The organism is Rheinheimera sp., from assembly GCF_965283995.1.
In the GTDB taxonomy this organism is placed as follows: Bacteria; Pseudomonadota; Gammaproteobacteria; order Enterobacterales; family Alteromonadaceae; genus Pararheinheimera.
The window spans coordinates 1,766,211-1,780,743 of the sequence record NZ_CBDIQG010000001.1 but is presented as its reverse complement, the minus strand read 5'-3'; the positions used below and the strand labels follow the sequence as shown (position 1 = coordinate 1,780,743).

15 protein-coding genes are annotated in these 14,533 nt (G+C 52.3%); 11 read left to right on the top strand and 4 right to left on the bottom strand.

What is annotated here, in order from left to right; all coding sequences use genetic code 11:
* Positions 1 to 12: 12 nt before the first annotated feature.
* Together ACQ66Q_RS08225 and ACQ66Q_RS08220 are read right to left on the bottom strand one after the other, a co-directional pair.
* Positions 13 to 1,851, bottom strand: coding sequence for a tetratricopeptide repeat protein (locus tag ACQ66Q_RS08225; RefSeq protein ID WP_430456341.1), 1,839 nt, complete (start codon positions 1,849 to 1,851; stop codon positions 13 to 15).
* An 81-nt stretch (positions 1,852 to 1,932) separates the two neighbouring features.
* Entirely contained in the window at positions 1,933 to 2,310 is a 378-nt protein-coding gene (locus ACQ66Q_RS08220; RefSeq protein WP_430456340.1) for a hypothetical protein, read from the bottom strand.
* Between the two features lie 281 nt (positions 2,311 to 2,591).
* Here ACQ66Q_RS08220 and ACQ66Q_RS08215 point away from each other — a divergent pair, with 281 nt between their 5' ends.
* The 11 genes from ACQ66Q_RS08215 to ACQ66Q_RS08165 all read left to right on the top strand — a co-directional run bounded on the left by ACQ66Q_RS08215 (position 2,592) and on the right by ACQ66Q_RS08165 (position 13,156).
* Positions 2,592 to 2,960 (top strand): HvfA family oxazolone/thioamide-modified RiPP metallophore, encoded by a 369-nt coding sequence (locus ACQ66Q_RS08215; RefSeq protein ID WP_430456339.1) that lies wholly within the window; start codon positions 2,592 to 2,594, stop codon positions 2,958 to 2,960.
* A gap of 1 nt (position 2,961) precedes the next feature.
* Positions 2,962 to 3,795 carry an HvfB family MNIO-type RiPP peptide maturase gene (locus ACQ66Q_RS08210; RefSeq protein ID WP_430456338.1) on the top strand — a complete coding sequence of 278 codons (834 nt, stop codon included), beginning with the start codon at positions 2,962 to 2,964 and terminating at the stop codon, positions 3,793 to 3,795.
* Positions 3,795 to 4,529, top strand: coding sequence for an HvfC family RiPP maturation protein (locus ACQ66Q_RS08205; RefSeq protein WP_430456337.1), 735 nt, complete (start codon positions 3,795 to 3,797; stop codon positions 4,527 to 4,529). Before ACQ66Q_RS08210 ends, ACQ66Q_RS08205 begins: the two co-directional genes overlap by 1 nt.
* A gap of 331 nt (positions 4,530 to 4,860) precedes the next feature.
* Entirely contained in the window at positions 4,861 to 5,409 is a 549-nt protein-coding gene (gene apt, locus ACQ66Q_RS08200) for an adenine phosphoribosyltransferase (RefSeq protein ID WP_208932306.1), read from the top strand.
* A gap of 53 nt (positions 5,410 to 5,462) precedes the next feature.
* A complete protein-coding gene (dnaX, locus tag ACQ66Q_RS08195) occupies positions 5,463 to 7,754 on the top strand; it encodes a DNA polymerase III subunit gamma/tau (RefSeq protein ID WP_430456336.1) in 2,292 nt (763 codons plus the stop codon).
* A 98-nt stretch (positions 7,755 to 7,852) separates the two neighbouring features.
* Positions 7,853 to 8,179 carry a YbaB/EbfC family nucleoid-associated protein gene (locus ACQ66Q_RS08190; protein WP_208932304.1) on the top strand — a complete coding sequence of 109 codons (327 nt, stop codon included), beginning with the start codon at positions 7,853 to 7,855 and terminating at the stop codon, positions 8,177 to 8,179.
* 24 nt (positions 8,180 to 8,203) lie between these two features.
* A complete protein-coding gene (gene recR, locus ACQ66Q_RS08185) occupies positions 8,204 to 8,806 on the top strand; it encodes a recombination mediator RecR (protein WP_430456335.1) in 603 nt (200 codons plus the stop codon).
* Between the two features lie 177 nt (positions 8,807 to 8,983).
* Positions 8,984 to 10,906 carry a molecular chaperone HtpG gene (htpG, locus tag ACQ66Q_RS08180; RefSeq protein WP_430456334.1) on the top strand — a complete coding sequence of 641 codons (1,923 nt, stop codon included), beginning with the start codon at positions 8,984 to 8,986 and terminating at the stop codon, positions 10,904 to 10,906.
* Positions 10,907 to 11,165: 259 nt separating this feature from the next.
* A complete protein-coding gene (gene adk / locus ACQ66Q_RS08175) occupies positions 11,166 to 11,810 on the top strand; it encodes an adenylate kinase (protein WP_430456333.1) in 645 nt (214 codons plus the stop codon).
* Between the two features lie 207 nt (positions 11,811 to 12,017).
* Entirely contained in the window at positions 12,018 to 12,395 is a 378-nt protein-coding gene (locus tag ACQ66Q_RS08170) for an MAPEG family protein (RefSeq protein ID WP_430456332.1), read from the top strand.
* Positions 12,389 to 13,156 (top strand): alpha/beta fold hydrolase, encoded by a 768-nt coding sequence (locus ACQ66Q_RS08165; protein ID WP_430456331.1) that lies wholly within the window; start codon positions 12,389 to 12,391, stop codon positions 13,154 to 13,156. The genes ACQ66Q_RS08170 and ACQ66Q_RS08165 overlap by 7 nt, the downstream gene beginning before the upstream one ends.
* 57 nt (positions 13,157 to 13,213) lie before the next feature.
* On the opposite strand, the gene ACQ66Q_RS08160 is transcribed toward ACQ66Q_RS08165, so the two are convergent.
* Both ACQ66Q_RS08160 and tpx read right to left on the bottom strand, forming a co-directional pair.
* Positions 13,214 to 13,720 (bottom strand): Hsp20 family protein, encoded by a 507-nt coding sequence (locus ACQ66Q_RS08160; RefSeq protein ID WP_430456330.1) that lies wholly within the window; start codon positions 13,718 to 13,720, stop codon positions 13,214 to 13,216.
* A 145-nt stretch (positions 13,721 to 13,865) separates the two neighbouring features.
* On the bottom strand, positions 13,866 to 14,468 hold the full coding sequence (tpx, locus tag ACQ66Q_RS08155) for a thiol peroxidase (protein WP_430456329.1): 603 nt from the start codon (positions 14,466 to 14,468) through the stop codon (positions 13,866 to 13,868).
* Positions 14,469 to 14,533: the final 65 nt, after the last annotated feature.

Sequence of the window (14,533 nt, the reverse complement as noted above, 5' to 3'; positions counted from 1 at the left end):
CAACGTCGCTACTCAGGCCGGCATAATGTCACAGGGTGCGGTCAATCTGTATGCATTGGCACTGCTGGTCTGGAACGGATAAGTACCGTGCCAGACAAAACTCGGGAATAACACCACCAGCCCTGGTGTCGGGCAAATCGCCTTTGCGACGTCTTCCCGCTCACCCAGCAACAGGGAAGTCTCACCAAGTTTGAGCCAACCCTGACGCAACGGGTCATCTGGCTGAATACAATCAGGCAACTCCAGATAAGTGCAGGCAGATAACCAACCTTGCGGATGGACGTGATTGGTATGAAAACCCTGGTCGGCCAACCGGACTGACCAACTGCCGGAGAAACGGAATGTCCGGTTGTTTCGGCCGAGCAATGGATGCTCAGCATCTTGCGGCAGACGCTGCAGGTATTCGTGGATCCGCTGCTCCAGTGCGCCGCGAAATTGCTGGATCACCGGGTCTGGTTCAGACAAGAGCCGCCCCAAAGTCTGCGTGCCACCACGGACGCTCTGATCTAATGGCTGACGCGTACTGGTATGCAGTCGCCGGATCACCGGATTAAGCGCTGCCAGAAATTCTGTCAGATTTTGATAGCCGGGCGGCGTTGGCAGCGGGCGAGCGTCAATCAACGTTGAGTAGTTATTCAGCCAGTCGGTTTTTGCATTGCCCTGCAGACGCCAGCAAGTTCCCAAATAAGCCCAGATTTCCTGATCCTGCGGACTCAGCTGTCGGGCTTGCTGCAATAACTTTACAGCATGGTCCAGTTGCTGCAGCCGAATGGCATAGTTGGCCGCATCAATGAGGGCCCGAACCCGGAATGCCGGCGGTGTTTGCTGATGTTGTAATGCTTCGGCGGTCAGTGCCGCGGCCTGAGCAATATCACCGGTTTTCGCAACTTGCACGCCGAGTGCATGCAACAAATCGGGCAGACGGCCATGCAACTGCAGGCCGGCCTCAAGTAGCCGCGTGGCTTGGCTATTGTCGCCTGATTGGATCAACAATGTGACCAGACAATAACGCAGCGCCAATGCCCCGGGCTGTGCCTGCAGCGTCTGGTTGGTTAACTGCAGAAACTTTGTCAGATTTTGTTGTTCCCAGTACAGCTGATTGAGCGCCTCGTGGGCGCCGATATGCAACGGTTCCAGCGCAATAGCTTGCAGTAACGCGGATTCAGCATGCTGATCCTGACCTAGATCGTGTTGCAGACAGCCCGCCATAAAATGCAAATCGGCCTGTTGTGGCGTCGCAATCAGCATTTGCCGGATGATATCAGCAGCGGCGCCAGCTTGTTGTTGGTCGCGCAGTAATTGCGCTTTTTGCCATAGCAACTGCGACTGCGCAGGCCAGCGTGTTAAGGCCTGGTCTAATGTTTGTAGAGCTGTCGTGACTTGTTGCAGTTGTGCCAGTGCATTGGCGAGTGGTGCATAACTACGCGGGTCATCCGGCCGCAGTTGCTGGGCTTTTTGCAAACGTTGCTGAGCCAGGGCTGGTTGCTGTGTCCGTAACGCCAGCAAACCAGCATTGAGCCAGGTATCCGCCTGTTCGGGCGCCAAATTCAACGCTCGTTGATAAGCTTGTTCCGCTTGATCGATCTGCTCCAATTGTTGCAACAGATTGCCATAATTGGACCAAACAACATTTTGCGCTGGCGCTGCTGCCAGACTGCGTCTGAACCATTGTAACGCCTGATCCGTTTGACCTTGCTGACGTGCACATAAGGCCAGCAGATGCAACGCATCGGGCTGTTCCGGTACCAGCTGTAAGACTTGGTGAGCGCATTGAGCGGCGCGGTCCGGCTGACCCTGACCAAAAGCGGTAATGGCAGCCTGAAGAAATTGCTGAGCGTGCATAATCAACATTAAGTTCAACGCAGAATGTGACTAAATTAACAGAAAACAGGGCAAAGCGGCCAGCCGGATTGGACGACCACTGTGTCCATTTCAGCTGAGGGCCCGACTTTTGTTTTCGTGTAACTGACGTTCACAGCGGGCACAGCGTTGTCTGGCCGGGTCTTGTTGCAGTAACTCTCGTTCGATCCGTGCTTCGCAATCTGAACAAAGACCATACAGGCCCATATCCATCTGACTCAGCGCAGCCTGCACTAATTCGAGCCTGCGGCTTTTTTGTTCCAGCTCAGGCGTCAGCCAATGCCGTAACAACTCTGGCCAGTGGCTCAAGGCCTGATGCTCAAGTTGCAATAATAAATGATTGAATTCGCCGGCATGATCACGTTGCAGGTAGGAGAAAATATCTCCGCGCAGCTGCTGAAGTTCCTGTTGTAACTGATCACGTAATTCCGGAATGAGAGACTTGGGCATAAGATCCTCAGCGGTGAAATAATGATTGAGGCTGCAGTGTGGCAAAAGACGGCGGTGTTTGTGCTGATACAGATCAAAGCGAGCTGCAGTTCCCCAATTTTTTCTGCATAACCGCCGGTCACCGGCAAATCCCCGTTGCTGGCCTGCTTGCCCTTCCGGTCCCGTTAAAATTTTACTATGCTCGGCGAAAGTAAAATTCAGTGACGTCGGTCTGCTGTGTTATCGGTGGCTATCAACCGGTAGATCAAAACAGTATTCAAAACAACAGAAGGAATTAGCAAATGCAGCAACAGCAAAAAGTCAAAGCAGCTTTAGGTGGCCTGATGTTATCCGCACTGGCCGGTTTAAGTGGCACCGCTCAGGCGTTTCAGGCAACTGAACTGAGCTCTGGTTATCAGCAGTCACCTGATGGCGCGGCACAACAAGCGGCAGATCCAAAAGCTGGCGCGGAAAAAGCTAAAGAAGGTAAATGCGGCGAAGGCAAATGTGGCGAAGGTAAATGCGGTGAAGGCAAGAAAGCCGACGCCAGCGCCGATAAAGCCAAAGAAGGTAAATGTGGTGAGGGCAAGTGCGGTGAAGGTAAGTGCGGTGGCGACAAAAAAGCCGGCACAGACAAAGCTAAAGAAGGTAAATGCGGCGGCATGAACTAAGATGCTGCCGATCCAAGGCGTGGGACTGGGGCTGCGGCGTGAGCTGCTGGCCCCGTTGCAACAAGGCGAGCAGGGCATTGATTTTATCGAAGTCGCACCGGAGAACTGGATCCCCTTTGGTGGCCGGCTGCAACGCCAGTTTGCGGAGGTCGCGGCGCAATATCCGCTGATTTGCCACGGTTTGTCGCTGTCTATTGCTGGGCCGGATCCGCTGGATCTGGTCTTTCTGAATCAGCTGAAACAGTTTTTTCGTCAACATCAGGTGCGTTTGTATAGCGAGCATTTGAGTTATTGTTCGGGGCAAGGACATCTGTATGATCTGATGCCGGTGCCTTTTTGTGCTGAAGCTGTTGACTATCTGGTCCCACGCATACGCCAGGTGCAGGACGTGTTGGAGCAGGAGCTGGTGCTGGAGAATATCTCTTATTACGACACGCCTGCATCGACCTTGTCTGAGCTGGAATTCCTGGGCGAAGTGCTGGAGCGGGCAGATTGTGGTTTGCTGCTTGATGTGAACAATGTTTATGTCAATTCGGTTAATCATAGTTATGACGCCAGTGCTTTTTTGCGTGCGCTACCGACCCAACGCATTCGCTATTGCCATGTAGCAGGTCATTTACGCCAAAGTGCTGACTTACTGATAGATACCCATGGCAGTGATGTCAATGACACGGTCTGGGCTTTGTTAGCAGAAGCTTATGCTGTGCATGGTGTTAAACCGACATTATTAGAGCGCGACTTTAATCTGCCGCCTTTTGCTGACTTGATGACGGAAGTTGAACAGATCCGTCAGATCCAGCGGCAAGCATCGCGGCTCAGCAGCGGGGCTGCCTGATGCACAGCTTTCAACAGCAACAGCTAGCCTTTATAAACCGGATCAAAGATCCAACCGCGCCTTTGCCGGCTGGCATGCGACCTGAACGGATGGCCGTCTACGAAGAGTTGTTTTTTAACAATCTACAGAGTTTTGTTTCCAGCGCTTTTCCGGTGCTGCTGTCGATTGTTTCCGCAGCACATTGGCAAGCGTTGTGCCGGCAGTTTTTCCGCGAACAGCCGCTGCATAGTCCTTATTTTCTGCATATTTCCCAAGCTTTTCTGCACTGGCTACCGCAGGTCGAAGAACAATTGCCAGTGTTTGCGCTGGAACTGGCTGAATATGAATGGCTGGAACTGGCATTGGCGACTGATATCGCGATGGTCGCGTCAGGCTGGCAATTTGATCCTGATACCGCCTTGGCTTTGTCGCCGCTCGCGCGCCTGTGCTGTTATCAATATCCGGTACAGCAAATTTCAGTTCAGTTTCAACCGACTGCGCCGGCGGCACAACCGGTGTTCTTGCTGTTGTACCGCGATCATGCTGATCAGGTGCGCTTTCTCGAACTGAACGCCTGGAGCGCCGCATTGCTGCAGTTGATGCTGGCAGAACCTGGTCAGCAAATCAGCACCTATCTTGAGTGGTTGCAGCCTTATGTTCCGCAATGGGACAGCGACCAGTTATTGGCCGAGGTGACGCCTTTGTTGACCGATTTTGCCTTGCGCGGCATTGTCACTGCTGCGGCCGAAAACTAGCCTTCAGTGCCGGTATCGTTGACCTTAGTTCCGACCAGAATTTTTCCGATAAAAATGCGCCTGGCCGCCGTGACAATCACTGGCTATTACCAGACTTTTTCATTAAAATCGAAACCCCTTATTTTGCACTGGAAAGACGTCGATGGCTGACGAGAATTTTAAAGACCCATTCAGCGTGTTGCATTTGTTAGGCTTTATCGCTGTGTTTGTGTTGCTGTTGTGCCAACTGCCTCTGGTAACCTGGTTGCGCATTGTAGGCTAAGCCGAGCGACCAGACCGAAAAACCGCCTGCTGGCGGTTTTTTTATCGAATTTAATATAGAGATTTCTCCATGACGCATACCGAATTAAGCCGCTTACTTGAACAAGTCATCAAGTCAGTACAGGACTATCCGAAACCAGGCATTTTATTTCGCGACGTGACCAGCCTGATGCAGGATGGCGCCGCCTTTGCCGCCGTGATTGACCACCTGAAACAACATTACAGTGGGCACGGTATCACCAAGATTGTTGGCACAGAATCGCGCGGTTTTATTTTTGGTGCCCCCTTGGCTTATGCTATGGGAGTGGCTTTTGTGCCGGTGCGGAAACCTGGCAAACTGCCGCGTGAAACCATCGCGGAAAGTTATCAACTGGAATACGGTCAGGACACACTTGAGATCCATTTGGATGCGATCGCGCCAGAAGATAAAGTCCTGTTAGTTGACGATTTATTGGCGACTGGTGGTACTATTGATGCCACAACCAAACTGGTCCGTCGTTTAGGCGGTCAGGTCACGGATGCAACTTTTGTAGTGAATTTGCCGGATCTTGGTGGTCAGCAGCGTCTTGAAGCGCTGGGTCTGACCATTCACAGTCTGGTTGATTTTCCGGGACACTAAGCCCGATCTGCGTGCAGGCAAACAGCCGGCGCAACTTCCGACAAGGTGAATAGATGAGTTATCAGGTGCTGGCGCGCAAATGGCGGCCACAGAATTTTGGTCAGCTGGTGGGGCAGGAGCATGTCAAAACTGCACTGACACACGCGCTGACGCAAAACCGTCTGCACCATGCCTATCTGTTCACCGGTACCCGCGGCGTTGGTAAAACGACCATCGCCCGCATCTTTGCGAAAAGTCTGAACTGCGAACAAGGTGTGACGGCCACGCCTTGTGGCATCTGTAGTGCCTGCACCGAAATCGATAAAGGTTTTTTCGTCGATTTAATGGAAATCGATGCGGCGAGCCGCACCAAAGTGGAAGATACCCGAGATCTGCTGGACAACGTGCAATACGCACCGACCCGCGGTCGTTATAAGGTGTACCTGATCGATGAAGTGCACATGCTGTCCAAACACAGCTTTAATGCGCTGCTGAAGACACTGGAAGAGCCTCCGCCGCATGTGAAGTTTTTACTGGCAACCACAGATCCGCAAAAACTGCCGATCACTGTGTTGTCGCGTTGCCTGCAATTCAGTTTAAAAGCCCTGTCACAAAGCCAGATCAAACAGCATCTGAGTTATATTCTTGGCGAGGAAGGCATTGCTGCCGAAGAAGAGGCGCTGGCGTTACTGGCGCGCGCAGCCAAGGGCAGTTTGCGGGACTCTCTGAGTTTAACCGATCAGGCGATTGCGCAAACCAACGGCGATATCCGCCTCGGCGCGGTGCGTGAAATGCTCGGTTTCCTTGAGCAAAGCTGGGCTGAGATCCTGCTGCAAGATGTACTGAACCGTGATTTAGCGTCAATGCAGGCGCATATCCAGCAACTGGTCAGTAGCCATAGCCATTTTCAGGCGGTGCTGGATGACATGTTATCGCTGTTACATCTGGCGGCGTTGTCACAGTATCAGCTCAGTGCCTCTGAGCTGGCGCTGACTGAGTCTGCTTTTGTCCGGGCTGTTGCCAAGACGCACGCGCCGGAATCGATTCAGCTCTATTACCAGTTATTGTTATCCGGCAAACGCGATTTGCCTTATGCGCCAGAGCCGCGCATTGGTCTTGAGATGGCGTTGTTACGCGCTATCGCTTTTGTACCGGCCAAAGCGGGTGCAATGCCGGAAGTCAGTGCCGGCCGCGCAGCTGCGTTGTCGGCGGCGCAGGTGGCACCAGCCCAAGTAGCAGCGGTTTCTCCGCCGCCGGCGCAAGCCCAGATGCCGCAGCTACAAGTTGCGCAGCTTGAGCCTGAGCCAGTGCTGGCGTCTGTTGAGGTGCCACCAGCCGTTGCAGTAACGGACGCAGTGGCCGCACCAGCACCAGACAGCGCTATCGATTCAGTTACAGCCAGTATTCTGGCACGTCGTGGTCTGCAACGGGCGGCTTCGAACGAACCAAAAAAGTCTGAGCGCCAGCAGGCGCCGGTCGTGTTACCCCCCAGAACAACTTCTGTTGTTGCTGCGCCATCGCCTTCTGTTGTTTCTGCTAAGCCGGTGCAAAGCCCCGTTTCAGTGCCCGAAACAAAGGCTGCGGCCGCCAGTTTGGAACAGCCCAAGTCAGTCGATATCCCGCCATGGGATGAATTGCCTGCGTCGCCAACAGCGGATAAAGCCGCAGATCCTGATCCGATGGAGGACGAAGTCCCGGTTGTAAGACCTTTTGTTCCCCCTGTTGCGTCTGAAGATGATGCGGACCCGGCAGAAAGTGCTGATAGTGTTGAAGGCGCTGAGCAATGGCAATGGCAACAAACCTATACCGAGACGCCGGTGCAGCCGATCCGCCATGCCTTGCTGGAAAGCCTGGCGGTGCCCGATCTGCCCGACAATCTCGATTTTGCCAGCGAAACCATCGCTGAAGTGCAGACGGTTGCAGGCACAGATGCCGACCTGACGTTTGATGGCCAGATCCACGCCGGCAACTTTGCCGTACGCAGTAGCAGTCAGGTCGATGCCTGGGCGCAGCGCATAGACAGCCTGCGTATTGGTGGCCTGATGCGGTTGTTCCTGTTACACAGTAGTATGACGCTGGATGGTAATCAGTTAACTCTTCGGGTCAGTAGTTCGCAGCGTCATCTTGATTCGGAGCGTAATCGCGCGCAATTACAGTTGGTGCTGGCAGAGTCATTTGGCTTGCCACTGAGCGTCGACATTGAATTTGTCGATGAGGTCCCGGCCAGCCCACAGGCGTTGCAACAGCGGATAGATGCGGCGCGCCGGCGTTATGTGCATCAGGTGTTGCAGGAAGACCCGACATTAAATGCCATCGCCCGAGATTTTGCCGGTGAATGGTTACCTGATAGTCTGGAAGTATTTTAATTCACCAGTCCGCGTCTTCGGCACGGGCGGAATCTTGTAATTTTGCGGCTTTGTGATTATCTTGGCCGCCATTATCAATACAGCTGAGAGTACAGAATATGTTTAAAGGTGGCATGGGTAACATCATGAAACAGGCGCAGGCGATGCAAGAAAAAATGCAGCGTGCGCAGGAAGAAATCGCCCGGCTGGAAGTGACCGGTGAAGCCGGCGCTGGCATGGTCAAAGTGACGATGGCTGGCAATCACAATGTGCGCCGGATCAGCATCGACGACAGTCTGATGGCTGATGACAAAGAAATGCTGGAAGATTTAATCGCTGCGGCGATCAACGATGCGGTGCGCCGGGTCGAAGAAACCAGTAAAGAACGCATGGCGTCAGTGACCGGTGGTATGCAGTTACCACCGGGCTTTAAAATGCCATTCTGAGCCGATTGATCACTGAGGTGAAGCATGGGTAAACATACGCCGTTAGTGCAAAAACTGATTGATGCGTTAAGGGTACTGCCATCAGTAGGCCCGAAGTCAGCGCAGCGTATGGCCTACCAGTTGCTGGAACGCAATCGCGAGGCTGGTTTACAACTGGCCTCAGCATTGCAATCAGCCATGACCAAAGTTGGCCACTGCCAGCGTTTTCGCACCTTCTGTGAAGGTCAGATCTGTCAGATCTGCGCGCATCCCATCCGCGGCCAGAGTTCTCTGCTCTGTATCGTTGCCAGTGCTGCGGACTTATTTGCCATTGAACAAACCGGCTTATTTGCCGGACGGTATTTTGTGCTGCGCGGACAACTATCTCCCCTCGATGGTGTAGGACCGGCGGAATTGGGTCTGGATGCTTTATCACAGCAACTGGGTCAGGGCAAAATTGAAGAAGTGATCCTGGCGACCAACCCGACAGTGGAAGGTGAAGCTACTGCATTTTATATCGCCGAACTGTGCCGTAAGCACCGGGTGCAGGTGTCACGTCTGGCCCAAGGCATGCCGGTAGGTGGCGAACTGGAATTTCTCGACGGCAGCACTTTGTCGTATGCATTGAGTGGCCGCAAGCCTTTCTAATCAAGGTTTATCCCTCCAGTATTGCTGGGTTACCATCGTCGTCTATTACTGCACCCCCTTGAAAAACAAATGACAGACCCCAGATCTGAACCCGGAAATGACAGGCGGGGCTAGTTCGGAGCATTTGTGTATCTGCACCGGTCCGCGCTGACGAATTTAGTGTGAAAGGAGCGGTAAATGACTGAAACAACACAAAAACAAACCCATGGCTTCCAGGCCGAAGTCAAACAGTTGCTGCAACTGATGATCCATTCTTTGTATTCAAACAAAGAAATTTTCCTGCGTGAACTGATTTCAAACGCTTCAGATGCGGCGGACAAACTGCGTTTTCTGGCACTGTCTGACAGCAGCCTGTATGGCAACGAAGGCGATTTACGCGTGCGCGTCAGTCTGGACGAAGCTGCCAAAACGATCACCATCAGCGACAACGGTATCGGCATGACGCGTGACGAGGTAATTAGTCACTTAGGCACTATCGCAAAATCCGGTACTAAAGAGTTCTTCTCGCAATTAAGCGGCGACCAAAGCAAAGATTCCAAGTTAATCGGTCAGTTTGGTGTTGGTTTTTACTCTGCATTTATCGTGGCCGACAAAGTCACAGTACGCACGCTGAAAGCGGGCGCGGCGCCAGACAGCGCGGTTGAGTGGGAATCGGCCGGTGAGGGTGATTACACACTGGCAAGCGCTGATAAAACCAGCCGCGGTACTGAGATTGTGCTGCATCTGCGTGACGGCGAAGGCGAATTCCTCAGCAAATGGAAAGTCGAGAGCATTATCACCAAGTACTCAGATCACATCTCTATCCCGGTAGAAATGTGGGAAGAGGGCACTGCTGAGCGTGAAGAAGACGGCGAGAAAATCCCGGCCACTGAAGGTCAATGGAAAGCAGTGAACAAAGCGACTGCGTTGTGGATGCGTGATAAGTCAGAAATCAGCGATGACGAGTACCAGGAATTCTACAAACACATTTCGCACGACTGGACGGAGCCGCTGAGCTGGAGCCACAACAAAGTTGAAGGCAACACCAACTACACCAGTCTGTTATACGTGCCGAAAAAAGCGCCGTTTGACTTGTGGAACCGCGACGCCCGTCACGGCCTGAAACTCTATGTGCAGCGCGTCTTTATCATGGATGATGCTGAGCAGTTTATGCCAAGTTACCTGCGCTTTATCAAAGGTGTGTTGGATTCCAGCGACTTGCCGCTGAACGTGTCACGCGAAATTCTGCAGGACACCAAAGTGACGCAAAGCCTGCGTAAAGGCTGTACATCACGTGTGTTGAAAATGTTGGAGAAGATGGCGAAGGCCGAAGATCAAAGCGAATATCAGTCGTTCTGGGATGAGTTTGGTCAGGTATTAAAAGAAGGCCCGGCCGAAGATCACGCCAACAAAGAAAGCATTGCCAAACTGCTGCGGTTCAGCTCAACGCATGTTGATACTGCTGTGCAAAGTGTTGGTTTAGAAGCTTATGTTAGCCGGATGAAAGAAGGCCAGGATGAGATTTATTTCCTGGTGGGCGATAGTTTCGAAGCGGCTCAACACAGCCCGCATCTGGAAGTATTCCGCAAAAAAGGTCTGGAAGTGCTGCTGTTATCAGATCGCATCGACGAATGGCTGATGCAGCATCTGACTGAATTTGATGGTAAAAAACTGCGTTCAGTTGCCAAAGGTGGTTTGGATCTGTCGAAGCTGGACGACGAAGACACCAAAAAAGCGCAGGAAGAATCGGAAAAGCAATTTGCGACCGTGGCAGAACGCTTTAAGACAGCGCTGGGCGATCAGGTCAAAGATGTCAAAGTCAGCCATCGCCTGACTGACAGCCCGGCCTGCGTAGTCACTGACGAGTTCGATATGAGCACGCAGATGATCAAGCTGATGGAATCTGTCGGCCAGAAAGTACCGGAAGTGAAGCCGATTTTCGAACTGAACCCAGAGCATCAGCTGGTGCGCCATATTGCTGACGTGCAGGACGAAGCCCAATTTAAACAATGGGCCGAAGTGCTGTTTGAGCAGGCGTTGCTGGCAGAACGTGGCAGTCTGAAAAATCCGGCGACATTTGTCAGCCGCTTAAACAGCCTGTTGTTATCACTGGCGAAATAATCTGCAGCTTGGATCAGACAAAACCCGGCTTGTGTCGGGTTTTGTCATTGTGCAGTGCAACTATCGTCGAATAGTGTTTTGCTACATTCTTTGTGCATACTGCGGCTGTACCGGATCTGCCGGGTTATTAGTACTAAAGTCGGCTTGCCAGTGGCTGCTCTGAGCAGCCGACAAATACCTTGTCTGCTGACTGACATTATGTAAAGATCCAGCGCTTATGACATTTGGAACCGTTTCTGAAAAAACCGAGGTTTTTGGTATGCGAATTATTCTGTTGGGTGCACCGGGTGCCGGTAAAGGAACACAGGCACAGTTTTTGATGAACAAGTACGGTATTCCGCAAATCTCCACCGGGGATATGCTCCGTGCAGCCATCAAAGAGGGCACTGCAATGGGCCTGGCTGCCAAGCAGGTGATGGATGCCGGTCAGCTGGTATCTGATGAAATCATCATTGGTCTGGTGAAAGAGCGCATCGCCAAGCCAGATTGCGCCAAAGGCTTTTTGTTGGACGGTTTCCCACGCACAATTCCGCAAGCTGATGCGATGAAAGACAACGGTGTGCTGGTTGACCACGTCATTGAATTTGACGTGCCGGACGATGTGATTGTTGAGCGCATGAGCGGTCGTCGTGTACATCCGGCGTCAGGCCGCGTTTACCACGTCACTTACAATCCGCCAAAAGTGGCCGGCAAAGACGATCAAAGCGGTGAAGATTTGGTGATCCGTGATGACGACAAAGAAGAAACCGTGCGTAAACGCTTAGGCGTTTATCATGAACAAACTGAGCCTCTGGTCGGTTATTATCGTCATCAAGCAGAACAAGGCCTGACGCACTACCATCATTTAGATGGCACACAGCCGGTAGAGGCTGTCAGTACTTTCCTGAGTAACCTGCTGGGTTAATCTGCTGCAATGATCAAAACCAAAGCCCACTACTGTGGGCTTTGTCGTTTCAGAGCGTGCAAAAACCGCAAGATACTTCAGGGGATAATCGGGTATTATGCCCCTTAGCAGTCAGCACAGAGAATCAAGATACCGGCTGCTGACTCTGGCACTCAGGTATCGCCGGGTGTTTCTATATCTGATTCAATTATCATTATCGGGGTGGACATGATCACAGCAATCTATGCTGCAGTTTTGGCAGTGATGTATGTCGTACTGGCTTTAGCAGTCGTGCGACAGCGCTTTAAATTACGGGTAGGTTTAGGTGACGGGCAGCAACCAGAGCTGATTAAAGCGATTCGGATCCACGGTAATTTTGCCGAATATGTGCCGCTGTTGCTGGTGATCATGTTGATTGCCGAACAACAGCAAGCGCCGGCATGGCAGTTACATTTGTTGGGCGCGCTGACGCTGGGTGGTCGCCTTTTGCATTTAACCGGATTGAGTCGCTCCAGCGGGACCTCCATTCCTCGGTTTTTGGGCATGATTTCAACTTTCACTGCCTTACTGTGTGGCGCGGCGTTTTTGCTGATCAAAGCATGGTAAAACAGCTTGGTAATGGCAGATCGGCCTTAATGCTGCACAGTTCGATGTCCAGCCATCCCCAGTGGCTCGCCTTAACCAGTACGCTGTCTGCAACGCACTGCTGTTCCCTGCCGGATCTAGCCGGTTATGGTGCAGAGCCGTTACCTACCATGCAACCATGGTCGCTGGCGGCTGAAGCGGACTTGCTGCTGGCGGATTTGCCGGACACACTAAAGGCGCAGCCGCTTGATTTGATTGGCCATTCTTATGGTGGCGCTTTGGCCTTGCATCTGGCCCGTACGCAAAAACTACAAATCCGTAAACTGGTCTTGTTCGAACCCGTGGCTTTTCATTTGTTGCCACAGTTGCCGGACGCCAGTGCGCTGTGGCAGGAAGTCCGGGCCCTGGCTGATGCATTGCCGTTGCTTGAGGCGAACCAGGCTGCAGAGCGCTTTATTGATTATTGGCAACACAACGGTTTTTTTGCGGGCCTGCCAGGACGAATGCAACAGCAGCTGGCGCTGCAGGTTGCCAAGGTCAGCCTCGATTTTCAGGCGCTAAGTCAGGAACCGGCTAGTCTGGCTGATTATGCGGACAGAGTGAAAAGTCCAGTGCTGCTGCTCAGCGGCAGCCATAGCCGCCAGTCCGCTCAGCGCATTAGCGCAGCGCTGCGAGGCGTTTTGCCTGATGTCCGCTTACAACGGCTGGAGTGCGGTCACATGGGGCCTGTAACCCATCCGGATTTGGTGAACAAACCTATTGCAGAGTTCCTTTTGGCCTAAAAAGAACAAAGCCGCTTCATGCGGCTTTGTTTTGTCAATCAAGCGCTAACAGCGGCACTATACAGTGCCGGTTGGTAATTGCCCTGCGTCCTGGACCAACTCAGAATTCGCGGCAGTTTGCTGTGTCAGCACAGCGGTTGGCTGGCCACTGTGAATAGCGATTTTACGTGGCTTCAGCGCATCCGGAATTTCACGCAATAACTCAATGTGCAATAAACCATGATGCACAGTTGCGCCGGTGACGCGGACATAATCTGAAAGCTGGAACTTGCGCTCAAAATTGCGCTCAGCAATGCCTTGGTGCAGGAAACGACGGTCTTCCGTTTTATCACCTTTTTGGCCACGTACCAGCAGCGTATTGCGCTCGGTGTCGATGCTCAGTTCGTGCGGTTCAAAACCGGCCACGGCCATCGTGATGCGGTACTGATCCTCACCGGTCACTTCAATATTGTATGGCGGATATGCCGGCTGTTTTTCATTGCGGGCAGCGGCGTCCATTAAAGTCGCCAGATGGTCAAAACCGATAAATGAACGATAAAAAGGACTGAAATCAAAAGCGTGCATAGTCAAACCTCACTAATTTCTTTATTAAGCAAATCAGATGTTTAATAGCCTACCCAGATGGCGAAGGCCGGGATACAGAAACCCGCAATGCGGCATTTCCATATCCCTGTAATAAGGTCTGGCGTTATTTTTTCAAGCGGAACTATCAGGATTTTTTTTGCGCAAATTGTTTTAGTGTGGTTAAAGCGGCGGTGTAATCAGGTTCCTGCGACAACAGAGGCACCAGTTGCTGATACACCAATTTGCCATTGCGATCGACGATTAACACGGCACGGGTTAACAAGCCCATATCTTTGATGCGAAGACCATAGCTGGAGCCAAAATCGCCCCAGACCGCATCAGACAATACCAACAGCTTATCGACCTGTTCTTTCTGACAAAAACGTTTTTGCGCAAAAGGTAAGTCATTCGAGATGGTCAGGATCACCACATCTGCTGGCAGATTGCTGACTTCTTCATTAAATTTTTTCGTTTGGATCGAACAGACGCCGGTATCGAGGCTGGGAACAGTACTAATCAGCACGGTTTTCCCGGCAAAGTCACTGAGCTTGACCGGTTTAAAACTGGCATCAGCCACTTTGAAATCCGGAGCCAGCGTTTGCAGACTGACCGGCGAGCCCTGCAATTCCAGCGGGCGCTCACCGGCTTTCACCTCTGATAAGCGCACTGGCAAATTTGCCGTCAGATCAGCGGCCTGTAGCCATGGTGCAGCGAGGACGAACATCGTGGCGAGCACGGGCTTGAACATAGCGTTTTCCTTTTAAAAAAGTATGGAATACAGAGACTAACAGCGAAAAATTCACAGAGCAAAAG